A 23,563-nucleotide genomic window follows, 5' to 3' on the forward strand; every position below is an offset into this window, starting at 1 on the left:
ATGCACATCCTGTATAAGGCGCGACCTTCAGGCCGCGCGCGGGTCAGGCAGAAAAAGAAAAAGGGTAGCCAAGGCTACCCTTTCTCCCGATCGCGTTGAAGCCGACGGCATCAGCCGCCGTATTTCTTGCGAAGCTGCTGGACGGTGCGCAGCTGGGCTGCCGCTTCGGCCAGACGCGCCGCAGCGGCGCTGTAGTCGAACTCCGCGCCCTTGCCGCTCAGCGCCTTCTCGGCGGCCTTGAGGGCCTCCTGCGCGGCGGCCTCGTCCAGATCGCTGGCACGCACCACGGTGTCGGCCAGGACCTTGACCATGTTCGGCTGCACTTCCAGGAAACCGCCGGAGATGTAGTACACCTCGGTATCGCCACCCTGCTTGATCAGCCGGATCGGGCCCGGCTTGAGGTTGGTGATCAGCGGCGCATGTCCCGGTGCGATACCCAGATCGCCCAGGTGGCCGTGCGCGATCACCATCTCGACCAGACCGGCGAAGATCTCGCCTTCCGCGCTGACGATATCGCAATGGACAGTAATAGCCATACGCTTGCCTCACGTCGGCGCCCGTTGCCGGGCGCCCGGTGGATTACAGTTTCTTGGCTTTCTCGATCGCTTCTTCGATGCTGCCGACCATGTAGAACGCCTGCTCCGGCAGGTGGTCGTAGTCACCGTTGAGAATGCCCTTGAAGCCAGCGATGGTGTCCTTCAGGGGGACGTACTTGCCCGGCGAGCCGGTGAAGACTTCCGCCACGAAGAACGGCTGGGACAGGAAGCGCTGGATCTTACGGGCACGAGCCACCAGCAGCTTGTCGTCCTCGGACAGCTCGTCCATACCCAGGATGGCGATGATGTCCTTCAGCTCCTTGTAACGCTGCAGCACGTACTGCACGCCGCGTGCGGTCTCGTAGTGCTCCTGGCCGATCACCAGCGGGTCGAGCTGGCGGGAGGTGGAGTCCAGCGGGTCCACGGCCGGGTAGATACCCAGCGAGGCGATGTCACGGGACAGTACCACGGTGGCGTCCAGGTGGGCGAAGGTGGTCGCCGGGCTCGGGTCGGTCAGGTCGTCCGCGGGAACGTAGACGGCCTGGATCGAGGTGATCGAGCCTTTCTTGGTGGAGGTGATGCGCTCCTGCAGGACGCCCATCTCCTCGGCCAGGGTCGGTTGGTAACCCACCGCGGACGGCATACGGCCCAGCAGCGCGGACACTTCGGTACCGGCGAGGGTGTAACGGTAGATGTTGTCGATGAACAGCAGAACGTCACGACCTTCGTCACGGAACTTCTCGGCCATGGTCAGACCGGTCAGCGCCACGCGCAGACGGTTGCCCGGCGGCTCGTTCATCTGGCCGTAGACCAGGGCCACCTTGTCGAGAACGTTGGAGTCCTTCATCTCATGGTAGAAGTCGTTACCCTCACGGGTACGCTCACCCACACCGGCGAACACCGAGTAACCGCTGTGCTCGATGGCGATGTTGCGGATCAGCTCCATCATGTTCACGGTCTTGCCCACGCCGGCACCGCCGAACAGGCCGACCTTACCGCCCTTGGCGAACGGGCAGACCAGGTCGATCACCTTGATGCCGGTTTCCAGCAGCTCGTTGCCACCGGCCTGCTCGGAGTAGGACGGCGCGGCACGGTGGATTTCCCAGCGCTCTTCCTCGCCGATGGGACCTGCTTCGTCGATGGGGTTACCCAGCACGTCCATGATGCGGCCTAGGGTCGCCTTGCCGACCGGGACGGAGATGGCCGCGCCGGTGTTGCTCACGCTCAGGCCGCGCTTGAGGCCTTCGGTGGAACCCATGGCGATGGAACGGACCACGCCGTCGCCAAGCTGCTGCTGGACTTCCAGGGTGGTTTCGACGCCTTCTACCTTCAGGGCGTCGTACACGTTCGGCACCTGGTCACGCGGGAATTCCACGTCGATAACGGCGCCGATGATTTGAACGATACGTCCGCTACTCATTTTTGGTTCCTCTGAATATTTGAACCGTTCTTAAACCGCGGCAGCGCCGCCGACGATTTCCGAAATTTCCTGGGTGATCGCTGCCTGACGCGCCTTGTTGTACATCAGCTGGAGTTCGCTGATCAGGTTGCCGGCGTTCTCGGTGGCGTTCTTCATTGCGATCATCCGCGCCGCCTGCTCACAAGCGTTGTTCTCGACCACGGCCTGGTACACCTGGGACTCCACGTAGCGCACCATCAGCCCATCGAGGAGCTGCTTGGCATCCGGCTCGTAGATGTAGTCCCAGTGGTGCTTGAGCTCCTCGTCGGGAGTCGCCACCAGCGGAACCAGCTGTTCCACGGTCGGCTTCTGCACCATGGTATTGACGAACTTGTTCGAGACCACGGACAGACGGTCGATGCGGCCCTCCAGGTAGGCGTCGAGCATCACCTTGACGCTGCCGATCAGGTCGTTGATCGAGGGTTCCTCGCCCAGGTGGCTGATCGCCGCGACCACGTTGCCGCCGAAGTTGCGGAAGAAGGATGCGCCCTTGTTGCCAATCACGCAGATATCGATTTCCGCGCCTTGCTGGCGCTGTTCCGTCATGTCCTTGACCAGCACCTTGAACAGGTTGGTGTTCAAGCCGCCGCACAAGCCACGGTCGGAAGTCACCACGATGTAGCCGACGCGCTTGATCTCGCGCTCCTGCATGAACGGGTGGCGGTATTCCGGGTTGGCATTGGCCACGTGGCCGATGACCTGACGGATACGCTCAGCATAGGGACGGCCGGCCGCCATGCGCATTTGGGCCTTGCGCATCTTGCTCACCGCCACCTTTTCCATGGCATTGGTGATCTTCTGCGTACTCTTGATGCTCGCGATCTTGCCGCGAATCTCTTTTGCGCCTGCCATTTGACACCTATCGGGTTAGCAGGCGGGAGCCGTCACCAGCCCCCGCTGCGGCTTACCAGGTTTGGGTGGCCTTGAACTTCTCGATGCCGGCCTTGATGGCGGCGTCGATTTCGTCGTTGAAGTCACCCTTCTCGTTGATCTTCGCCATCAGATCGGCGTGATCACGGTTGAAGTAGGCCAGCAGGGCCGCCTCGAAGGCGCCTACCTTGTTCACTTCGACGTCGACCAGGTAGCCACGCTCGGCTGCGTACAGCGAGACCGCCATTTCGGCGATGGACATGGGCGCGTACTGCTTCTGTTTCATCAGCTCGGTGACGCGCTGGCCGTGGTCCAGCTGCTTGCGGGTGGCCTCGTCGAGGTCCGAAGCGAACTGGGCGAAGGCCGCCAGCTCACGGTACTGCGCCAGGGCGGTACGGATGCCGCCGGACAGCTTCTTGATGATCTTGGTCTGGGCCGCACCACCGACGCGGGATACCGAGATACCGGCGTTGACCGCCGGACGGATGCCCGAGTTGAACATGGCGGACTCCAGGAAGATCTGGCCGTCGGTGATCGAAATCACGTTGGTCGGCACGAACGCGGACACGTCGCCGGCCTGGGTCTCGATGATCGGCAGGGCGGTCAGCGAACCGGTCTTGCCCTTCACGGCACCGTTGGTGAACTTCTCGACGTACTCCTCGGAGACGCGGGAAGCACGCTCCAGCAGGCGGCTGTGGAGGTAGAACACGTCGCCCGGATAGGCTTCGCGTCCCGGCGGACGGCGCAGCAGCAGGGAGATCTGGCGATAGGCCACGGCCTGCTTGGACAGGTCGTCATAGACGATCAGGGCGTCCTCACCGCGGTCGCGGAAGTATTCGCCCATGGTGCAGCCGGCGTAGGGGGCCAGGTACTGCAGGGCGGCGGATTCGGAGGCGGAGGCGGCGACCACGATGGTGTTCTGCAGCGCGCCGTGCTCTTCCAGCTTGCGCACCACGTTGGCGATGGTCGACTGCTTCTGACCGATGGCCACGTAGATGCACTTAATACCGCTGTTCTTCTGGTTGATGATGGCGTCGACGGCCAGGGCGGTCTTACCGATCTGACGGTCGCCGATGATCAGCTCGCGCTGGCCGCGGCCGATCGGGATCATCGAGTCGACGGACTTGTAACCGGTCTGCACCGGCTGGTCGACCGACTTACGCCAGATCACGCCCGGAGCCACCTTCTCGACGGCGTCGGTAGCGCTGGCGTTGATCGGGCCCTTGCCATCGATCGGGTTGCCCAGGGCATCGACCACGCGGCCGAGCAGTTCCGGACCCACCGGCACTTCCAGAATGCGGCCGGTGCACTTGGCACTCATGCCTTCGGCCAGGCCCAGGTAGTTACCCAGCACCACGGCGCCCACGGAGTCCTGCTCCAGGTTCAGCGCCATGCCGTACACGCCGCCCGGGAACTCGATCATCTCGCCGTACATGACGTCGGCCAGACCGTAGATGCGAACGATGCCGTCGGAAACGCTGACGATGGTGCCTTCGTTGCGGGCTTGGGAAGAGACGTCGAGTTTCTCGATGCGCCCCTTGATGATTTCACTAATTTCGGATGGATTGAGTTGCTGCATTGCTCTGCTGCCCCTTCAAACTCAGGATTTCAACGCTTCGGCCAGTTTCGCGAGTTTGCCGCGAACAGAGCCATCGATAACCAGGTCGCCGGCATGGATGACGACGCCGCCGATCAGGCTGGCATCCTCCACGACGTGCAGCCGCACTTCTCGGCTGAGCCGTGCGCTGAGAACCTTGGCGAGTTTGTCTTGCTGTTCTGCGCTCAATGCGAAGGCACTGGTCACTTCCACCTCGACCGTTTGTTCCTGTTCGGCCTTGTACTGCTCGAACAGGGCGGCGATTTCCGGCAACAGCGCAAGGCGGTTGTTCTCCGAAAGCACGGAAATGAAGTTCTGTACCTGGGCGTCGAACTTGTCGCCAGCCACTTCGTTGAAAGCGCTGGCCTTCTCTGCACTCGTCAGACGCGGGGCCGCGAGTACGCGCCGCATGGTCTCGTCCTGCGAGATCGCTGCAGCCAGGCCGAGCATGGCTGACCAGGAGGCCAGTTGCTGGTGGGCCTGGGCGTACTCGAAAGCAGCCTTGGCGTAAGGTCGGGCCAGCGTGGTCAGTTCTGCCATGATCGCCCTCGCTTAAATTTCGGCTGCCAGTTTGTTGACCAGCTCCGCATGCGCGTTTTGATCGACAGAGGCGCCCAGGATCTTCTCGGCACCGACGACGGCCAGAGCACCCACCTGGGCACGCAGGGCGTCCTTGACGCTGTTCAGTTCCTGTTCGATCTCAGCCTTGGCCTGGGCCTTCACGCGGTCGGCCTCGGCCTGAGCCTGCTCACGGGCTTCGTCGACGATCTGGGTCGCGCGCTTCTTGGCCTGCTCGATGATTTCAGCCGCTTGCCCCTTGGCCTCACGCAGTTGCTGGGCCACTTTCTCGTGGGCAAGCTCCAGATCACGAGCCGCACGGTTGGCAGCGTCCAGGCCGTCCGCAATCTTCTTCTGGCGTTCGCGCAGAGCAGTGATGACCGGAGGCCACACGAACTTCATGCAGAACCACACGAAGACTAGGAAAGCAACGGACTGGCCAATCAGGGTTGCATTAATGTTCACGCCAACACCTCGCTCGTTCGTTGTCCGTCAAACCGATGCACTCGTTGGAAACGAGTGATCAGCCGGCGATTTGACCAACGAAGGGGTTTGCGAAAGTGAAGAACAGGGCGATACCCACACCGATCATGGTCACGGCGTCCAGCAGACCTGCAACGATGAACATCTTGACCTGCAGCATCGGGACCATTTCCGGCTGACGCGCAGCACCTTCCAGGAACTTGCCACCCAGCAGACCGAAGCCAATGGCGGTACCCAGGGCACCCAGGCCGATCAGCAGTGCAACGGCGATAGCGGTCAGACCAACTACAGTTTCCATTTTTCCTCCCGACGTTTCAGTCGTATTGGTTAAGGTTTTGGGTAAAGCGAAATCGTTGTTACAGCTTGCCCTTGCGGGCGCTCACCGCGAGCGCTGTGCCACTACCGGCGCGAGGGACGGCAGCGGCATCGCACACTCTTAGTGATTGTCCTCATGTGCCATCGACAGGTAGACGATGGTCAGCATCATGAAGATGAATGCCTGCAGGGTGATGATCAGGATGTGGAACACCGCCCACGCCCACTGCAGCGCGATCCCGAACAGGCCGAGCAGCCAGCCGGCACCGTACACCACGGCAATCAGGATGAAGATCAGCTCGCCGGCGTACATGTTGCCGAACAGACGCAGGGCCAGGGAGATTGGCTTGGCCACCAGGGTCACGAACTCGAGCAGGAAGTTGACCGGCACCAGCAGGATCTGCACCAGCGGGTTCTTGCTGCTGAACGGATGCAGGGTCAGCTCACCGAGGAAGCCGCCGAGGCCCTTGACCTTGATGCTGTAGAAGATGATCAGGGCGAACACCGACAGGGACAGGCCCAAGGTGGCGTTCGGGTCGGTGGTGGACACCACGCGGAAGAACAGGTGCTCATCACCGGCGACCTTGGCGGCCAGCACCGGCAGCCAGTCTACCGGGAACAGGTCCATGAGGTTCATCAGGAAGACCCAGACGAAGATGGTCAGGGCCAGCGGGGCGATCAGCGCGTTGCGACCGTGGAAGGTCTCCTTGACGCTGTTGTCGACGAACTCGACCATCACCTCGACGAAGTTCTGCAGAGCGCCCGGCTGATCGGAGGTGGCCTTCTTGGCCGCCGCGCGGAACAGGAGGATGAAGATCAGGCCCAACACCACGGACCACCCCAGGGTGTCCACGTGGAAGGCCCAGAAGCCCATTTCTTTGGCTTCTTCTGCGGTGTGGGCGAAACTCCAGCCGTTCACCGGGTGCAGACCATAGGTCAGGTTCTGCAGGTGGTGCTGGATGTAACCCGAAGCGGTTTCTGCTGCCATTTATTGCCTCGAACGCTCTAAGGTCTTGAAAATCGTCTTATCAACCAGGGGGCAAACCAGTTGATCGCCAAGACCAACAGGAAGGTACCGAACAGCGCCGGCACCACCAGCGGCTTCACCCCCGCAAACGTCAGTGCGAACAGCACTGCCGTGAAAACCAGCTTGCCCGCCTCGCCCGCATAGAAGGAGCGGACGATCTCCCGGGCGGCCCGCGCCCCGCCGAAGCGGAACGCCTTGTGGGCGAAATACAGATTCGGCAGCCAGGCGATCAGACCACCGAGCAGCGCCGAGTAACCGGCGACCGTCCCCAGCCAACCCCACAACAGGACGGCCATCACACAAAGCCCGATCAACTGGGCGAGAAGCACCGGGAAAACCGGCAGACGGTGGAAGGGCAGGCGGTTCGGCATGCGATGTTCCACCGTTCATACTCCTGGAACGTCGGCAGGCGCTAAATCAATGACTTGGCATAGTTTGTGCCGACAAAATGCGCGCAGAGTATAGGGGGGGTTCCCCCCCTGTTCAACTGGCCGGTAGTGAAATCCGACCACCCGCTACATCGGCAGACAGGGCTTTTTCAGCGGATGTGGGCGAGCACGCCCTGCAATTCGTCCAGGGAACTGTAGCGAATCACCAGCTGTCCCTTTCCCTTCTGTCCGTGCTTGATCTGCACCGGAGCCCCGAGCTTCTCGGCCAAACGCTGCTCAAGGCGGCTAATATCCGGATCGTTCCTGTTGCTGGCCGCGGGCTTTTCCTTGGCGTTCAGCCACTGCCGGACCAGGGCTTCGGTCTGTCGCACGGTGAGGCCTCGTGCGACAACGTGTCGCGCCCCTTCCACCTGCCGTTCCGCGGGCAGACCGAGCAGCGCGCGGGCATGCCCCATCTCCAGATCGCCATGGGCGAGCAGGGTCTTCACCTCCTCGGGCAGGGCGATCAGGCGCAGCAGGTTGGTGATGGTCACCCGCGACTTGCCCACCGCCTCGGCGACCTGCTGCTGGGTGAGCTGGAATTCCTGCTGCAGGCGCTGCAGGGCGATGGCTTCCTCGATGGGGTTGAGGTCCTCGCGCTGGATGTTCTCGATCAGCGCCATGGCGATCGCCGCCTCGTCGGGGACGTCGCGGACCAGGGCGGGGATCCTGTCCAGACCGGCCTGCTGGCTGGCCCGCCAGCGTCGCTCGCCTGCGATGATCTCGTAGCGGCCGCCACCGATCGGGCGCACCACGATGGGCTGCATGACGCCCTGGGCCTTGATGGACTGGGCCAGCTCCTCGAGGGCGGCCGGATCCATGTCGCGGCGCGGCTGGTACTTGCCGCGCTGGATCAGTTCCAGGGGCAGGTGCTGCAGTTCGCGGCTGTCGGCACGGGCCGCCTCTTCCTGGAGGGTGGTGACGCTGTTTCCGCCGAGCAGGGCGTCCAAACCGCGTCCTAGACCACGTTTCTTGCTGGCCATGGGGATTCCTTATGCTTGGGTGGCGGGCGCCGTACGCGCGGCCTGGCGCTGGCGGCGCGAGAGTTCGCCGGCCAGCGCCAGGTAGGCCAGCGCGCCGCGGGATTGCTTGTCGTAGACCAGCGCCGGCATGCCGTGGCTGGGTGCCTCGGCGAGTCGTACGTTGCGCGGGATGACAGTGTCGTAGAGCTTGTCGCCGAAGTGCGCCTTGAGCTGCTCGGAGACCTCGTTGGTCAGGCTGATGCGCGGGTCGTACATGGTGCGCAGCAGCCCCTCGATCTTCAGTGTCGGGTTGAGCAGCTGGCTGATCCGCTGGATGGTGTTGATCAGGTCGGTGAGCCCCTCCAGCGCGTAGTATTCGCATTGCATGGGGATGATCACCCCGTCGGCGGCCACCAGGGCGTTGACGGTGAGCATCGACAGCGACGGCGGGCAGTCGATGAGGATGTAGTCGTAATTCTCGCGCACCGGCGCCAGGGCTTCGCGCAGGCGTTTCTCCTTGTTCGGCAGGTCGAGCAGGGCCACCTCGGCGGCGGTCAGGTCGCGGTTGGCCGGCAGCAGCTGGTAGCCGCCATGTTCGGAGAGCTGCATGGCCTCGACTAGGCTGCAGCTGCCGATCAGTACGTCGTAGATGGAATGCTCGAGGGCCAGCTTGTCCACGCCGCTGCCGGTGGTGGCATTGCCCTGCGGGTCAAGGTCGATCAGCAGCACGCGCCGCCGGGTGGCGACCAGCGAGGCCGCCAGGTTGATGCAGGTCGTGGTCTTGGCTACGCCCCCTTTCTGGTTGGCGATAGCGAGCACTTTGGCCATGGTCGGCGTTCTATTCCAGTCAGTGGGTGCGGCGCAGTATCAACAGATGGCGTTGCCCTTGGCAACCGGGAACCCTGAGCACCTGACAGGCTTCCAGGCGGAAGTCGGCGGGCAGTGCCTGCAGCTCGTCGTCCGGGTGCACGCCTTTCATCGCCAGCCAGCGGGTATCCTGATTCCCCAGGTGGCGGGTCCAGTCGGTGAAGTTCTTCAGCTCGCTGAAGGCCCGAGAGACGATGCCGGAAAAGGGCGCGGCCGGACGGAAGGCCTCGACCCGGGCATGGACCACCTCGAGGTTGGCCAGTTTCAGCTCCAGCCGCACCTGGGTGAGGAAGCGGGTCTTCTTGCCATTGGAATCCAGCAGGATGAAGCGCCGCTGCGGGAACAGGATGGCCAGGGGCACCCCGGGCATGCCGCCGCCGCTGCCGACGTCCAGCCAGCTGTCGCCGCCTTCGGCCACGTAGGGCACCACGCTGAGGCTGTCCAGCAGGTGACGGGAGACCATCTCGTCGGGGTTGCGCACCGCAGTGAGGTTATAGGCCTGGTTCCACTTGATCAGCAGGCCCAGGTAGGCGATCAGCAGCTCCTGCTGCTGCGCGGTCAATTCCAGACCGAGCTCCCGCGCGCCCTGCGCGAGCTCCTCGGCATGGCGCTCGGTGACCAGGGACATCAGGCGCTCTGCTCCAGTTGGCGGACGGCGCCGCGTTTCTTCAGATGGATCAGCAGCAGGGAGATCGCCGCCGGAGTCACCCCGGGGATGCGCGAGGCCTGGCCGAGGGTTTCCGGACGGTGCTGGCCGAGCTTGTGCTGAATCTCCTTGGACAGCCCGGAGATGGCCGCGTAGTCCAGGTCCGGGGGGAGACGGGTGTCCTCATGGGCGCGCAGGCGGGCGATCTCTTCCTGCTGGCGATCGATGTAGCCGGCGTACTTGGTCTTGATCTCCACCTGCTCGGCGACCTGGGGATCCGCGGCGCCCCCTCCGGTGACTTCGGCCAGACCGGCGTAGTCGATCTCCGGCCGGCTGAGCAGGGCCAGCAGGTTGTACTCATGGTTCAGCGGCGTGCCGAAACGCGCGGCAATGGCCTCGCCCTGCGGGGTGTTGGGACGCACCCAGGTGCTCTTCAGGCGCTGTTCCTCGCGCTCGATGGCTTCGCGCTTGCGGCAGAAGGCTTCCCAACGGGCGTCGTCCACCAGGCCCAGCTCGCGGCCCTTCTCGGTGAGGCGCAGGTCGGCGTTGTCCTCGCGGAGGATCAGCCGGTACTCGGCGCGGGAGGTGAACATGCGGTAGGGCTCCTGGGTGCCCAGGGTGATCAGGTCGTCCACCAGAACGCCGATGTAGGCCTCGTCGCGGCGCGGGCACCAGGGCTCGCGGCCCATGGCGCGCAGGGCGGCGTTGGCACCGGCGAGCAGGCCCTGGGCACCGGCTTCCTCGTAGCCGGTGGTGCCGTTGATCTGCCCGGCGAAGAACAGGCCGGCGATCACCTTGGTCTCCAGGCTGGTCTTCAGATCCCGCGGATCGAAGAAGTCGTACTCGATGGCGTAGCCCGGCCGCACTATGTGGGCGTTCTCCATGCCGCGGATGGAGCGGACGATCTGCAGCTGCACATCAAAGGGCAGCGAGGTGGAGATGCCGTTGGGGTAAAGCTCGTTGGTGCTCAGGCCCTCGGGCTCAATGAACACCTGGTGACTGTCCTTGTCGGCGAAGCGATGGATCTTGTCCTCGATGGACGGGCAGTAGCGCGGGCCGATGCCCTCGATCACCCCGGAGTACATGGGCGAGCGGTCCAGGTTGCTGGCGATGATCTCGTGGGTGCGGGCATTGGTGTGGGTGATCCAACAGCTCACCTGGCGTGGGTGCTCGTCCCGGGAACCGAGGAAAGACATCACCGGGGTCGGAGTGTCGCCGGGCTGTTCGGTCATCACCGAAAAGTCCACGGTACGGCCGTCGATGCGCGGCGGGGTGCCGGTCTTCAGGCGGCCGACGCGCAGCGGCAGCTCACGCAGGCGTTGAGCCAGGGCGATGGCCGGCGGATCCCCGGCACGCCCGCCGGAGTAGTTCTGCAGGCCGATGTGGATAAGTCCGCCGAGGAAGGTCCCGGCAGTGAGCACCACGGAAGTGGCGTAAAAGCGCAGCCCCATCTGGGTCACCGCGCCCTTGACCTCGCCGTTCTCGACGATCAGGTCATCGCAGGCCTGCTGGAATATCCACAGGTTCGGTTGGTTTTCCAGGAGTTGGCGGATCGCCGCCTTGTACAGCACCCGGTCGGCCTGGGCACGGGTGGCGCGCACCGCTGGGCCCTTGCGGCTGTTGAGGATGCGGAACTGGATGCCGCCGCGGTCGGTGGCGTGAGCCATGGCGCCGCCGAGGGCGTCGATCTCCTTCACCAGATGGCTCTTGCCGATGCCGCCGATGGCCGGGTTGCAGCTCATCTGACCGAGGGTTTCCACGTTATGGGTCAGCAGCAGGGTCTTCACGCCCATGCGTGCTGCAGCGAGCGCGGCCTCGGTGCCGGCATGGCCTCCGCCGATCACGATCACATCAAAACGGGAAGGGTAATCCACACGCACCTCGTGCCTGTTCGGAAATGAAGAAGGGGGGGAGGGCGGCAAGTATAGGGACTTCCCCACTTCTAATGAAGCCTTCTGCACAAAAAATAGACAATCCTGCGGATTGCAGGCAGGCGGCAGGATAAAAACGAATAAAAAGACAGAATTTTTATAGAGCTTGGTTTTTATGTTTATGTATAGGGAATCCCGTTTCTGTGGATAACACTCCATATCCCTTGCGCGGCAAGCTTTTCGTCGCGGTATAAGTCTGTGTTCTGGCTGGCATTATCCCGGTATCAAGCTGGGTGAGGGCTGTGGAGCAATGGCACCGTTATCCACAGGGGAGTTGTCCTGAGGCTTTTCCTCCGGGTTATGGGCAGGGTTCAGGGCAGGTTGTCCACAGGGTTCAGGAAGGCGCGCGGCAGCTGTGGATGAGCACGGATGCGTGTCGGCGGGTAGTGATCGGCATGCGAAAGCCAATCGGCCCGGCAGCGCCTGAAAGCCCTGCCGGCGGGTGCAGGGTCTACTTGCCGATGCAGAAGCTGGAGAAGATCCGTCCCAGCAGGTCGTCGGAACTGAAGGCGCCGGTGATCTCGCCGAGGGCCTTCTGGGCCTGGCGCAGGTCCTCGGCGAGCAGTTCGCCGGCACCGGCCTGGGTCAACTGGGCATGGCCGTGGTCGAGGTGGGCCTGCGCCTGGCGCAGCGCCTCCAGGTGCCGGCGGCGGGCGCTGAAGCCGCTTTCCGCGGTCTGCTGATAGCCCATGCAGGCCTTCAGGTGCTCGCGTAGCAGCTCGAGACCTGCCAGGGACCTGGCCGATAAGCTGAGGGTGACGTGGCCGTCGGCGCTGGTCTCGATTTCCACCGGCTCGCCGGACAGGTCGGCCTTGTTGCGGATCAGGGTGACCCGCGCCGGATCGGGGCGGCGGTCGAGGAATTCCGGCCAGAGGGCGAAGGGATCGGCGGCCTCGGGGGAGGTGGAGTCCACCACCAGCAGTACCCGGTCGGCCTCTTCGATGGCCTTGAGGGCGCGCTCCACACCGATGCGTTCAACCTGGTCGTCGGTGGCGCGCAGCCCGGCGGTATCCACTACGTGCAGTGGCATGCCGTCGATGTGGATATGTTCGCGCAACACGTCGCGGGTGGTACCGGCGATGTCGGTGACGATCGCCGCCTCACGTCCGGCCAGGGCATTGAGCAGGCTGGATTTGCCGGCGTTCGGCCGGCCGGCGATCACCACTGTCATGCCGTCGCGCAGCAGGGCGCCCTGACCGGCCTCGTGCAGCACCTCGGCGAGGTAGCGGCGCACCTCCTCCAGTTGACCGAGCACCTGGCCGTCGGCGAGGAAGTCGATCTCCTCCTCGGGAAAGTCGATGGCCGCCTCCACGTGGATGCGCAGGGCGATGAGCTTCTCGGTGAGCGTGTGGACGCGCCGCGAGAACTCGCCCTGCAGGGAGCGCAGGGCGTTGCGCGCGGCCTGTTCCGAGCTGGCCTCGATGAGGTCGGCGATGGCTTCGGCTTGGGCCAGGTCGAGCTTGTCGTTGAGGAAGGCGCGCTCACTGAACTCGCCGGGACGGGCCTGGCGGGCGCCCAGCTCCAGGCAGCGGCGCAGTAGCATGTCGAGCACCACCGGACCGCCGTGGCCCTGCAGTTCCAGGACGTCCTCGCCGGTAAAGGAGTGCGGGCCGGGGAAGAACAGCAGGATACCCTCGTCGATCACCTCGCCGTCATCGCCGTACCAGGGACCATAGTGGGCGTGCCGCGGTTTGGGTTCTAGGCCACTCAGGGTAATGGCGATGGCCCGCGCACGCGGGCCGGAGACCCGCACGATTCCCACGCCACCGCGGCCTTGGGCGGTGGCGACGGCGGCGATGGTGTCGCGGATGGTGTTCATGGCAGTTCTCTCCACATAGCAAAACGCCCCACGAGGGGGCGTCTGCGTTCAGGTCCGTGGGGCGCCGAAGGCCGGTCAGGCCGGCTTGGCTGCCGCCTCGAGCTTGCGGGTAATGTACCACTGCTGGCCGATGGACAGGATGTTGTTGACCACCCAGTAGAGCACCAGACCGGCCGGGAACCACAGGAAGAAGAAGGTGAAGATGATCGGCATCAGCTTCATTACTCGGGCCTGCATGGGATCCGGTGGAGTCGGGTTGAGCTGCTGCTGGATGAACATGGTGGCGCCCATGATGATCGGCAGCAGGAAGTAGGGGTCCTTGATCGACAGGTCGGTGATCCACAGCAGCCAGGGCGCCTGGCGCATCTCCACGCTTTCCAGCAGCACCCAGTAGAGGGCGAGGAACACCGGCATCTGCACCAGGATCGGCAGACAGCCACCCAGCGGGTTGATCTTCTCCTTCTTGTACAGCTCCATCATCGCCTGGGACATCTTCTGACGATCGTCGCCGTACTGCTCCTTGAGGGCCTGCAGCTTCGGCGACACCGCGCGCATGCGCGCCATGGACTTGTAGCTGGCGGCCGACAGCGGGAAGAAGGCCAGCTTGATGATGATGGTCAGGACGATGATCGACCAGCCCCAGTTGCCGAGCAGACTGTGGATATGTTCCAGCAGCCAGAAGATCGGCTGGGCGATGAACCACAGGAAGCCGTAGTCGACGGTCAGCTCCAGGCCGGGAGAAAGGGCCTTGAGGTCCTTCTGGATCTTCGGCCCGGCGTACAGGGTGGCGCCGGTTTCCGCCTGGCTGCCCGGGGCGACGCTGAGAGTCGGGCCGGTGAAGCCGATGATGTAGTTGCCCTGGCCGTCCTTGCGGGTCTGTACGCTGTGGTTCTCGTTCTTGGCCGGGATCCAGGCCGTGACGAAATAGTGCTGCAGCCAGGCCACCCAGCCACCCTGCACGGTCTCCTTGAGGCTCTGCTTGTCCATGTCCTTCATGGACACCTTCTTGTAGGGCTCGTCCGGGGTCCACAGGGCGGCGCCTAGGTAGGTGGCGGTGCCGGTGGCGGTGGTCGACGAGGGATCGCCGCTGGCGTCGCGCTTGAGCTGGGCGAACAGGTTGCCGTTCCAGGGTTGCTCGCTCTGGTTGTCGATGCGGTAGCTGACTGCGAAGTCGTAGTGGCCGCGCGCGAAGCTGAAGCGCTTGATGTAGTTGACGCCGTTCTCGCTGAAGGTTAGCTCCACCACCAGGTGTTCCTGGCCGTCGGCCAGCTGGTATTCCTGCTGGGCGCTGGCGTACAGCGGACGACCCACCGGGCGGGCGTCCGGGCCGTTGCGGCCGGTCAGACCGCTCTGCGCCAAGTAGAGGCGCTCGTTGCCGTTGTCGAACAGCTGGAAGGGCACGTCCGGGCGATCCTGACGGCGCGGATACTTGGGCAGGTGCAACTGCACCACGTCGCCGCCGCGCGGATCGATAGCCAGTTCGAGGACGTCGGTCTTCACGCGGATCAGCTGGTGGCTAGCTGGGGCGCTGGGCGCGGTGGCCAGGCTGACGTCGGCCTCGCCCTGGGCAGTGGGCACGTCGGCATCGTTCTGCGCCGCCGAGGAGCCCTCCGGCAGGGACGGCATGCTGGCATTGGCGGTGCTGGAAGGCGGCAGGGCAGCCTGTCCGTAGTCCTGGTTCCACTGTAGAACGATCAGGTAGGACACGATTGCCAGGGCGACGATCAGGATCGAGCGTTTGATATCCATGATTACTCGGCCATCGAATTGGATCGGGTTGTTGTAGATGCGGGAGGCACTGGATCGTATCCCCCAGGGTGCCAAGGGTGGCAGCGGGCGAGCCGGCGCAGGGTCAGCCAGCCGCCGCGCAGAAGACCATGCTGGTCGATGGCCTCGTAGGCGTAGCAGGAGCAGCTGGGATAGAAACGGCAATGGCGGCCCATCATCGGACTGATGGCATAGCGATAGAACTGGATCGGGATGAGCGCCAGTTTACGCATGGGAGCCTTCGCCCTTGCCGGCCGGAGGTGGGGACTCCGCGGCCTGCCTGCTTCTCGCCAGACGCTTCCAGAGCTTGCCGAAGTGTTCGGCGAGCTCTGCGTTGGTCTGCTCGGCAATCCCCTTGCGGGCCACCACCACTATGTCCCAGCCGGCCAGGATGGCCTGGTTGAGGCGGAACGAGTTGCGGATGACGCGCTTGAGTCGATTGCGCTCGACCGAGAGCTTGACGCTCTTCTTGCCGATGACCAGCCCCAGGCGGGGATGGTCCAGTTCGTTCTGACGGGCGAGAAGCAGGACGTTCTTGCCGGGAACCTTGGCGCTGGGAGAGTCGAAGACCGCTTTGAACTGTCGAGGTGTCAGCAGGCGCTTTTCTCGACCGAAGCCTTGACTCACCACCGGGACTGCAGGATCAGACGGTCAGACGCTTGCGGCCCTTGGCGCGGCGACGCGACAGGACTTGACGGCCGTTCTTGGTGGCCATGCGAGCACGGAAACCGTGGGTGCGAACGCGCTTGAGGACGCTGGGTTGGAAAGTACGTTTCATGACGTTTTACCTGGTGATCGACAACGGGCCGGGATGGCCCCCGTTTTAAGAGACGGGCAATTCTAGAGAAAGCCGCCAAGCAGGTCAATTTCCAACCAGAACCTGGCAGACAAAAAGAAAAATGAAGAAAAAGCATTTTAAGCTTTTCTGTAGAGCTTTTAATGCATTGGTACCCGGACCTTCTGTGGAAAACTCCCTGTAGATATCGAAAACACTGGCTCTCAGCGTTGTAGAAAACTGTCCATAAGCGGTGCCCTGGGTGTGCGGCGGGTGAGGATCGGCTGGGGATGGAAGGCGGATCTATCCACAAGAGGATTGTCCACCGGCTTGTCCCGGCGGCTATCCCCGGGGTTGCGACGAGCTTATCCACAGTCTTTTCCGGATCCCCCTTCCTTTATTAAGGCTTTGATTTTCCTTGGCCTGGCCCCCATCTTCATGTGGATAACCAGGAGCGTGGCGGATACAATGGGCGCTGTTTTTTCGTATGCCGGCCCCGGGGGTAATGCGTGTCAGTCGAGCTTTGGCAGCAGTGCATCGAGCTTCTTCGCGATGAGCTGCCGGCCCAGCAGTTCAATACCTGGATTCGTCCGCTGCAGGTCGAGGCAGCGAGCGATGAGCTGCGCGTCTATGCCCCCAACCGCTTCGTTCTCGACTGGGTCAACGAGAAGTACCTGGGCCGCCTGCTGGAGCTGCTCAACGAGCGCAGCCAGGGCCTCGCTCCGGCGTTGTCCCTGCTGATCGGCAGCAAGCGCAGCGCGGCGGCGCGGCGGGCCCCGGCGACCCCGGTGACGGCCCCTGCCCCTGCCCCGGCTCCGGCCGCAGTGGCGCCGGCGCCCTCCCCCGCGCCTGTCAGCCAGGTGGTGGACGGGGTGCCCATCGATGCCGCACGGGCCAATCCCGACCCCATGGCCGCGGTGAGCAGCGCCCCGGTGGCGTCGGCGATGCGCACCGAGCGTTCCGTGCAGGTGGAAGGCGCGCTCAAGCACACCAGCTACCTGAACCGCACCTTCACCTTCGAGAACTTTGTCGAGGGCAAAAGCAACCAGTTAGCCCGTGCCGCGGCCTGGCAAGTGGCGGACAATCCCAAGCATGGCTACAACCCGTTGTTCCTCTATGGCGGCGTGGGCTTGGGCAAGACTCACCTGATGCACGCGGTGGGCAACCACCTGCTGAAGAAGAACCCCAACGCCAAGGTGGTCTACCTGCATTCCGAGCGCTTCGTGGCCGACATGGTCAAGGCGCTGCAGCTGAATGCCATCAACGAGTTCAAGCGCTTCTACCGTTCGGTGGACGCGCTGCTGATCGACGACATCCAGTTCTTCGCCAAGAAGGAGCGCTCCCAGGAGGAGTTCTTCCACACCTTCAACGCCCTGCTCGAGGGTGGCCAGCAGGTGATCCTCACCAGCGACCGCTACCCGAAGGAGATCGAGGGCCTCGAGGAGCGTCTCAAGTCGCGTTTCGGCTGGGGTCTGACCGTGGCGGTGGAACCGCCGGAGCTGGAGACCCGTGTGGCCATCCTGATGAAGAAGGCCGAGCAGGCGAAGATCGAGCTGCCCCACGACGCCGCCTTCTTTATCGCCCAGCGCATCCGCTCCAACGTCCGCGAGCTGGAGGGCGCCCTGAAGCGGGTGATCGCCCACTCGCACTTCATGGGCCGCGACATCACCATCGAGCTGATCCGCGAATCCCTGAAGGACCTGCTGGCCCTGCAGGACAAGCTGGTGAGCATCGACAACATCCAGCGTACCGTGGCCGAGTACTACAAGATCAAGATCGCCGATCTGCTCTCCAAGCGCCGCTCGCGCTCCATCGCCCGGCCGCGCCAGGTAGCTATGGCGCTGTCCAAGGAACTGACCAATCACAGCCTCCCGGAAATCGGCGATGCTTTTGGCGGAAGAGACCACACCACAGTTCTGCATGCCTGCCGTAAGATTGCTGAACTGAGGGAGTCCGACGCGGACATCCGCGAGGATTACAAGAACCTGCTGCGCACCCTGACCACCTGACAAGCAGCCCGAAGAACGAGGCAAGGGACTAGACCATGCATTTCACCATTCAACGCGAGGCTCTGTTGAAACCCCTGCAACTGGTCGCTGGCGTCGTCGAACGCCGCCAGACCTTGCCGGTGCTGTCCAACGTTCTGCTGGTGGTCGAAGGCCAGCAGCTGTCGCTGACCGGTACCGACCTAGAAGTGGAGCTGGTCGGCCGGGTGACTCTTGAGGAGCCGGCCGAGGCTGGTGAGATTACGGTGCCGGCGCGCAAACTGATGGACATCTGCAAGAGCCTGCCCAGCGACGCGCTGATCGACATCCGTACCGATGACCAGAAACTGGTGGTCAAGGCCGGGCGCAGTCGCTTCACCCTGTCCACCCTGCCGGCCAACGATTTCCCCAGTGTCGAGGAGGGCCCTGGCTCGCTGACCTTCAGCATCGCCCAGAGCAAGCTGCGCCGTCTGATCGACCGCACCAGCTTTGCCATGGCCCAGCAGGACGTGCGCTACTACCTGAACGGCATGCTCCTGGAAGTACAGAGCGGCCAACTGCGCGCCGTGGCCACCGACGGCCACCGCCTGGCGCTGTGCAACGTGGCCGCCGAGATCGAGCAGACCGAGCGCCACCAGGTGATCGTGCCGCGCAAGGGCATCCTGGAACTGGCCCGTCTGCTCACCGAGCAGGATGGCAGCGTCAGCGTGGTTCTCGGCCAGCACCATATCCGCGCCACCACCGGCGAATTCACCTTCACCTCCAAGCTGGTGGACGGCAAGTTCCCCGACTACGAGCGGGTGCTGCCCCGTGGCGGCGACAAGCTGGTGGTCGGCGATCGCCAGGCGCTGCGCGAGGCCTTCAGCCGCACTGCCATTCTCTCCAACGAGAAGTACCGCGGCATTCGCCTGCTGCTCTCCGCCGGCTTGCTGAAGATCCAGGCCAACAACCCCGAGCAGGAGGAGGCTGAAGAAGAAGTGGTGGTGGATTACAACGGCGGCTCCCTGGAGATCGGCTTCAACGTCAGCTACCTGCTCGACGTGCTCGGCGTGATGAGCACCGACCAAGTACGCCTGACCATGTCCGACGCCAACAGCAGTGCGCTGATCCAGGAAGCGGACAACGACGACTCCTCCTACGTCGTCATGCCCATGCGCCTGTAACCGGGGCCGGTTACCTCCCCTCTCGATGTCCCTCTGCCGTCTCACGGTCACCGCGGTTCGCAACCTGCACGCGGTGACCCTCTCCCCCTCCCCGCGCATCAACATCCTTCACGGCGCCAACGGCAGCGGCAAGACCAGCCTGCTGGAGGCCGTTCACCTGCTCGGCCTGGCCCGTTCCTTTCGCAGCTTACGCCTGCAGCCGGTGATCCAGTACGAGCAGCTGGCCTGCACAGTGTTCGGTCAGGTGTCCATGCCCGAAGGGCGTCTGTGCAACATTGGGGTGTCCCGGGAGCGCAGTGGTGAGTTCGTTATCCGCATCGACGGACAGAATGCCCGCAGCGCGGCGCAGCTTGCCGAAATCATGCCGCTACAGCTGATCAACCCGGACAGTTTCCGTCTACTGGAGGGGGCGCCCAAGGTGCGCCGGCAGTTCCTCGACTGGGGAGTGTTCCACGTGGAACCTCGCTTTCTGCCGGCCTGGCAGCGTCTACAGAAAGCCCTGCGGCAGCGGAACTCGTGGCTGCGGCATGGTACACTGGACGCTGCGTCACAAGCGGCCTGGGACCGTGAGCTGTGCCTGGCCAGCGACGAAATCGACACTTATCGCAGGGCCTATATCCAGGCTCTGAAGCCCGTGTTCGAAAGCACCCTGCGCGAGCTGGTGGAGCTGGAGGGCCTGACCCTCAGCTACTACCGCGGCTGGGACAAGGAGCGTGCGCTGAGCGAGGTGCTTGCCGCATCCCTGACCCGCGACCAGCAACTGGGCCATACCCAGGCAGGACCGCAGCGTGCCGACCTGCGCTTGCGGCTGGGTTCGAACAATGCGGCGGATATCCTGTCGCGCGGCCAGCAGAAGCTGGTGGTCTGCGCCCTGCGGATCGCCCAGGGGCATCTGGTCAGCCAGGTCAAGCGCGGGCGCTGCATTTATCTGGTGGACGACTTGCCGTCGGAGCTGGACGAGCAACACCGACGGGCACTCTGTCGGCTGTTGGAAGAATTGAACTGCCAGGTGTTCATCACCTGCGTGGATCACGAATTGTTGATGGACGGCTGGCACGCGGATACGCCGGTCTCCATGTTCCACGTGGAACATGGCCGAATCACACCATGGGAGTGAAGGCATGAGCGAAAACAAAACGTACGACTCTTCCAGCATCAAGGTGCTGAAGGGGCTGGACGCGGTGCGCAAGCGTCCGGGTATGTACATCGGTGACACGGACGATGGAACCGGCCTTCATCACATGGTCTTCGAGGTACTGGACAATTCCATCGACGAGGCCCTGGCCGGCTTCTGCAGCGAGATCGTGGTGACCATCCACACCGACGAGTCGATCACCGTGCGCGATAACGGCCGTGGCATTCCTGTGGACATCCATAAGGAGGAAGGGGTCTCCGCCGCCGAGGTAATCATGACCGTGCTGCATGCCGGCGGTAAGTTCGACGACAACACCTACAAGGTATCCGGCGGCCTGCACGGGGTGGGCGTATCCGTGGTCAACGCCCTCTCCGAGGAGCTGCGCCTGACCATCCGTCGCGATGGCAAGGTCTGGGAACAGGTCTACCACCACGGCGTGCCGCAGTTCCCCCTGCGCCCGGTGGGCGATACCGAAGGCACAGGCACCGAGGTGCACTTCAAGCCCTCGGCCGAGACCTTCAGCAACATCCACTTCAGCTGGGACATCCTCGCCAAGCGCATCCGCGAGCTGTCCTTCCTGAACTCCGGAGTGGGTATCCTGCTACGCGACGAGCGCACCGGAAAGGAAGAGATGTTCAAGTACGAGGGCGGTCTCAAGGCCTTTGTCGAATACCTGAACACCAACAAGAACGTGGTGAACCAGGTGTTTCACTTCAGCGTGCAGCGTGAAGAGGACGGGGTTGGCGTCGAGGTCGCCCTGCAGTGGAACGACAGCTTCAACGAGAACATCCTCTGCTTCACCAACAACATTCCGCAGCGCGATGGCGGTACCCACCTGGCCGGCTTCCGCTCCGCCCTCACCCGCCACCTGAACAACTACATCGAGCAGGAAGGCCTGGCCAAGAAGCACAAGGTGGCCACCACCGGTGACGACGCCCGCGAAGGCCTGACTGCGATCATCTCGGTGAAGGTGCCGGATCCCAAGTTCAGCTCGCAGACCAAGGACAAGCTGGTCTCCTCCGAGGTGAAGACCGCGGTGGAACAGGAGATGGGCAAGTTCTTCTCCGACTACCTGCTGGAGAACCCCAATGAGGCCCGCGCCGTGGTCGGCAAGATGATCGATGCCGCGCGGGCCCGTGAGGCGGCCCGCAAGGCTCGAGAGATGACCCGCCGCAAGGGCGCCCTGGACATCGCCGGCCTGCCCGGCAAGCTGGCCGACTGCCAGGAAAAGGACCCGGCGCTCTCCGAACTCTTCCTAGTGGAGGGTGACTCCGCCGGCGGCTCCGCCAAGCAGGGCCGCAACCGCCGTACCCAGGCGATCCTGCCCCTCAAGGGTAAGATCCTCAACGTAGAAAAGGCCCGCTTCGACAAGATGCTTTCCTCCCAGGAGGTCGGCACCCTGATCACCGCACTGGGCTGCGGGATCGGCCGCGAGGAGTACAACATCGAGAAGCTGCGTTACCACAATATCATCATCATGACCGACGCCGACGTCGACGGTTCGCACATCCGTACCCTGCTGCTGACCTTCTTCTTCCGCCAACTGCCGGAGCTGATCGAGCGCGGCTATGTGTACATCGCCCAGCCGCCGCTGTACAAGGTTAAGAAGGGCAAGCAGGAGCAGTACATCAAGGACGACGAGGCCATGGAGGAATACATGACCCAGTCGGCCCTGGAGGATGCCAGTCTGCACGTCAACGAATCGGCCCCGGGCCTGGCTGGCGAGGCGCTGGAGTCCCTGGTCAACGACTACCGGGCGGTGATGAAGACCCTCAAGCGTCTGTCGCGCCTCTACCCGCAGGAGCTCACCGAACACTTCGTCTACCTGCCACGGGTCGGCGTCGACGACCTGGCCGACCAGGAAACCATGCAGGGCTGGCTGGCCAAGTTCAGCGAACGCCTCAAGGACGCCGAGAAGTCCGGTCTCAGTTACAAGGCCAGCCTGCGTGAAGACCGCGAACGCCGCCTGTGGCTGCCGGTGGTCGAGCAGACTGCCCACGGGGTGTCCAGCTACATCACCTTCAACCGCGACTTCTTCGCCAGCAACGACTACCGCAGCGTCACCAGCCTCGGCGAGCGCCTCAGCAACCTGCTGGAAGAAGGCGCCTACGTGCAACGCGGCGAGCGCAAGAAAACGGTCTCCAGCTTCAAGGAAGCCCTCGAGTGGCTGCTGGCGGAAAGCACCAAGCGCCACAGCATCCAGCGCTACAAGGGCCTCGGCGAGATGAACCCCGAGCAGCTGTGGGAAACCACCATGGACCCGGAAGCCCGTCGCATGCTGCGGGTGACCATCGAGGACGCCATCGCCGCCGACCAGCTGTTCAACACCCTGATGGGCGACGAAGTGGAACCGCGTCGCGAGTTCATCGAGAGCAACGCCCTGGCGGTGTCCAACCTGGACTTCTGAGCCTGCTGTCGACGGGCAGGTTAATTGGCATGATTTAACGAGTTATTGTCATGACAATTTCTGTCACTACCCCGGCCTAGCGCCGGGGTTTTTCTTTGTAGATCAGGCTCTTAGGCATAGCCACACAACCACCCATAGGCGAGCTATGTAGTGAAGCTACAAGGAAGAGGCGAAAAATCTCGTTTTGGCGTGGACGAATTCTAGGAGATTCGGCGGGGCGGCTAGGTTCTGAACGAAAAGTACTGCCGTAGGCACCGCAGCGTGCAAACCAGCGTGACCATTGCGGCAAAACTTCTTGCCAACTTGTCGTAGCGAGTGCCGATCCTGCGGCTCTCCTTCAGCCAGCCGAACATCCGCTCGATAATGTTGCGCTGTCGGTATTTCGGGCGGTCGAACAGCCTTGGTAGTCCCGGCTTGGGCTTGCGTTTCATGGTTCGCAGCGGAATCACAGGCTGCATCCGGTAACGGTCGCAGTACTGACGCAAGTGCTCGGCATCGTAGCCCTTGTCTGCCAACACATCGCAGAGCATATGAATCTTGGTGGTCAGGCCGCCTCGGCTACGTCCCAGCGCATGGTCTACCGGCTCTTCTGGCCCCCCTTTTTCCCGGCGCCAGAAGAGGCTCGGGTTGCTCGTACCGCTGTCGAGTCGATCATCCAGGTATCCAGATCAATCAGTCCTTCCTGATTCAATCGAATCTGCAAACGCTCAAGAACTTGGTCGAACGTACCGTCATCCCGCCAGTCACGAAACCGTTGATACACCGTCGACCATGGGCCAAACCGCTCTGGCAGGTCACGCCAAGCTGCGCCTGAGCACAGGATCCAGAGGAGG

The 23,563-nt window shown here is 63.3% G+C and carries 22 protein-coding genes and 1 pseudogene; 4 read left to right on the forward strand and 19 right to left on the reverse strand.

Annotation, left to right across the window (positions count from 1 at the left end):
• Positions 1-110: 110 nt before the first annotated feature.
• The 18 genes from H165_RS0113625 to rpmH all read right to left on the reverse strand — a co-directional run bounded on the left by H165_RS0113625 (position 111) and on the right by rpmH (position 16,043).
• Positions 111-536 (reverse strand): F0F1 ATP synthase subunit epsilon, encoded by a 426-nt coding sequence (locus H165_RS0113625; RefSeq protein ID WP_017939492.1) that lies wholly within the window; start codon positions 534-536, stop codon positions 111-113.
• A gap of 43 nt (positions 537-579) precedes the next feature.
• Positions 580-1,956 carry a F0F1 ATP synthase subunit beta gene (atpD, locus tag H165_RS0113630; protein ID WP_017939493.1) on the reverse strand — a complete coding sequence of 459 codons (1,377 nt, stop codon included), beginning with the start codon at positions 1,954-1,956 and terminating at the stop codon, positions 580-582.
• Between the two features lie 30 nt (positions 1,957-1,986).
• On the reverse strand, positions 1,987-2,847 hold the full coding sequence (atpG, locus tag H165_RS0113635; protein ID WP_017939494.1) for a F0F1 ATP synthase subunit gamma: 861 nt from the start codon (positions 2,845-2,847) through the stop codon (positions 1,987-1,989).
• A 52-nt stretch (positions 2,848-2,899) separates the two neighbouring features.
• Complete coding sequence (atpA, locus tag H165_RS0113640; RefSeq protein WP_017939495.1) at positions 2,900-4,444, reverse strand: F0F1 ATP synthase subunit alpha; 1,545 nt, start codon at positions 4,442-4,444, stop codon at positions 2,900-2,902.
• Positions 4,445-4,465: 21 nt separating this feature from the next.
• Positions 4,466-5,002, reverse strand: coding sequence for a F0F1 ATP synthase subunit delta (locus tag H165_RS0113645; protein ID WP_017939496.1), 537 nt, complete (start codon positions 5,000-5,002; stop codon positions 4,466-4,468).
• 12 nt (positions 5,003-5,014) lie between these two features.
• Complete coding sequence (locus tag H165_RS0113650; protein ID WP_026146628.1) at positions 5,015-5,485, reverse strand: F0F1 ATP synthase subunit B; 471 nt, start codon at positions 5,483-5,485, stop codon at positions 5,015-5,017.
• 58 nt (positions 5,486-5,543) lie between these two features.
• Positions 5,544-5,801, reverse strand: a complete 258-nt coding sequence (atpE, locus tag H165_RS0113655) for a F0F1 ATP synthase subunit C (protein WP_003097235.1) — start codon at positions 5,799-5,801, stop codon at positions 5,544-5,546.
• 138 nt (positions 5,802-5,939) lie between these two features.
• Complete coding sequence (gene atpB / locus H165_RS0113660; protein WP_017939498.1) at positions 5,940-6,806, reverse strand: F0F1 ATP synthase subunit A; 867 nt, start codon at positions 6,804-6,806, stop codon at positions 5,940-5,942.
• A gap of 17 nt (positions 6,807-6,823) precedes the next feature.
• Positions 6,824-7,228 (reverse strand): F0F1 ATP synthase subunit I, encoded by a 405-nt coding sequence (locus H165_RS0113665; RefSeq protein ID WP_026146629.1) that lies wholly within the window; start codon positions 7,226-7,228, stop codon positions 6,824-6,826.
• 155 nt (positions 7,229-7,383) lie between these two features.
• On the reverse strand, positions 7,384-8,256 hold the full coding sequence (locus tag H165_RS0113670; RefSeq protein WP_017939500.1) for a ParB/RepB/Spo0J family partition protein: 873 nt from the start codon (positions 8,254-8,256) through the stop codon (positions 7,384-7,386).
• Positions 8,257-8,265: 9 nt separating this feature from the next.
• Positions 8,266-9,063, reverse strand: a complete 798-nt coding sequence (locus tag H165_RS0113675; RefSeq protein WP_017939501.1) for a ParA family protein — start codon at positions 9,061-9,063, stop codon at positions 8,266-8,268.
• Positions 9,064-9,082: 19 nt separating this feature from the next.
• Positions 9,083-9,730 carry a 16S rRNA (guanine(527)-N(7))-methyltransferase RsmG gene (gene rsmG, locus H165_RS0113680; protein ID WP_017939502.1) on the reverse strand — a complete coding sequence of 216 codons (648 nt, stop codon included), beginning with the start codon at positions 9,728-9,730 and terminating at the stop codon, positions 9,083-9,085.
• Positions 9,730-11,622 carry a tRNA uridine-5-carboxymethylaminomethyl(34) synthesis enzyme MnmG gene (gene mnmG, locus H165_RS0113685; RefSeq protein ID WP_026146630.1) on the reverse strand — a complete coding sequence of 631 codons (1,893 nt, stop codon included), beginning with the start codon at positions 11,620-11,622 and terminating at the stop codon, positions 9,730-9,732. The genes rsmG and mnmG overlap by 1 nt, the downstream gene beginning before the upstream one ends.
• A 508-nt stretch (positions 11,623-12,130) precedes the next feature.
• On the reverse strand, positions 12,131-13,498 hold the full coding sequence (gene mnmE / locus H165_RS0113690) for a tRNA uridine-5-carboxymethylaminomethyl(34) synthesis GTPase MnmE (RefSeq protein WP_017939504.1): 1,368 nt from the start codon (positions 13,496-13,498) through the stop codon (positions 12,131-12,133).
• A gap of 75 nt (positions 13,499-13,573) precedes the next feature.
• A complete protein-coding gene (yidC, locus tag H165_RS0113695; RefSeq protein WP_017939505.1) occupies positions 13,574-15,247 on the reverse strand; it encodes a membrane protein insertase YidC in 1,674 nt (557 codons plus the stop codon).
• Between the two features lie 2 nt (positions 15,248-15,249).
• Complete coding sequence (yidD, locus tag H165_RS19245) at positions 15,250-15,498, reverse strand: membrane protein insertion efficiency factor YidD (protein ID WP_081609360.1); 249 nt, start codon at positions 15,496-15,498, stop codon at positions 15,250-15,252.
• On the reverse strand, positions 15,491-15,895 hold the full coding sequence (rnpA, locus tag H165_RS0113700) for a ribonuclease P protein component (protein WP_017939506.1): 405 nt from the start codon (positions 15,893-15,895) through the stop codon (positions 15,491-15,493). Before rnpA ends, yidD begins: the two co-directional genes overlap by 8 nt.
• A gap of 13 nt (positions 15,896-15,908) precedes the next feature.
• Positions 15,909-16,043 (reverse strand): 50S ribosomal protein L34, encoded by a 135-nt coding sequence (rpmH, locus tag H165_RS0113705; protein WP_017939507.1) that lies wholly within the window; start codon positions 16,041-16,043, stop codon positions 15,909-15,911.
• A 506-nt stretch (positions 16,044-16,549) separates the two neighbouring features.
• Here rpmH and dnaA point away from each other — a divergent pair.
• From dnaA to gyrB, 4 genes are read left to right on the forward strand one after another with little or no spacing between them, the layout of a single operon-like run.
• Complete coding sequence (gene dnaA / locus H165_RS0113710) at positions 16,550-18,049, forward strand: chromosomal replication initiator protein DnaA (RefSeq protein ID WP_017939508.1); 1,500 nt, start codon at positions 16,550-16,552, stop codon at positions 18,047-18,049.
• A gap of 35 nt (positions 18,050-18,084) precedes the next feature.
• Entirely contained in the window at positions 18,085-19,188 is a 1,104-nt protein-coding gene (dnaN, locus tag H165_RS0113715; protein WP_017939509.1) for a DNA polymerase III subunit beta, read from the forward strand.
• Between the two features lie 25 nt (positions 19,189-19,213).
• Positions 19,214-20,305: a DNA replication/repair protein RecF gene (gene recF, locus H165_RS0113720; RefSeq protein WP_017939510.1), complete on the forward strand. Its 1,092-nt coding sequence runs from the start codon at positions 19,214-19,216 to the stop codon at positions 20,303-20,305.
• Positions 20,306-20,309: 4 nt separating this feature from the next.
• Positions 20,310-22,730 carry a DNA topoisomerase (ATP-hydrolyzing) subunit B gene (gene gyrB / locus H165_RS0113725; RefSeq protein WP_017939511.1) on the forward strand — a complete coding sequence of 807 codons (2,421 nt, stop codon included), beginning with the start codon at positions 20,310-20,312 and terminating at the stop codon, positions 22,728-22,730.
• 221 nt (positions 22,731-22,951) lie between these two features.
• On the opposite strand, the pseudogene H165_RS19250 reads toward gyrB, so the two are convergent.
• Positions 22,952-23,563: pseudogene (locus H165_RS19250) on the reverse strand (IS5 family transposase); the annotation flags it as partial.

The organism is Pseudomonas thermotolerans DSM 14292, from assembly GCF_000364625.1.
Classification (GTDB): Bacteria; Pseudomonadota; Gammaproteobacteria; order Pseudomonadales; family Pseudomonadaceae; genus Aquipseudomonas; species Aquipseudomonas thermotolerans.